The organism is Onishia niordana (assembly GCF_004798965.1).
Lineage (GTDB): Bacteria > Pseudomonadota > Gammaproteobacteria > Pseudomonadales > Halomonadaceae > Onishia > Onishia niordana.
Genome location: NZ_SDSD01000041.1, coordinates 1 through 321, shown reverse-complemented (window position 1 = coordinate 321; position 321 = coordinate 1). Strand labels below are relative to the sequence as shown.

The window sequence follows — 321 nt, the reverse complement described above, 5'->3', positions numbered from 1 at the left end:
GCAAAAAGAGCCGTAAGAATCCCAATAGTCCCTCCCAGTAATGCAGTGAGCTTTACCCCTGCGTTCACCATTTTCTTTGACATTTCACGTGCAAGGAAGCTTGATAAAATTGTCCCTAAAGCTATGAAAACGGCCTGATAAACGGTGATAATATTATTGGCTAGTGACACACCTGCTACAGCTGTGAGTCCAATTCGGGTGACTAAAAAGGTATCACTAATCCCCACCAGCATCTGCAGAAAATTCTCAACTACGGCTGGGAGCGCAAATTTTAATATTTCTTTTGTAGATTTCATATCCCTAATAAATAAGAGCGCACCC

At 42.1% G+C, this 321-nt stretch carries 1 protein-coding gene; it reads right to left on the bottom strand.

Annotation, left to right across the window (positions count from 1 at the left end; translation table 11 throughout):
• Positions 1-321, bottom strand: a 321-nt coding sequence (locus tag ETC27_RS17870; RefSeq protein ID WP_205742770.1) for an MATE family efflux transporter, incomplete at both ends; no start/stop codon positions are given.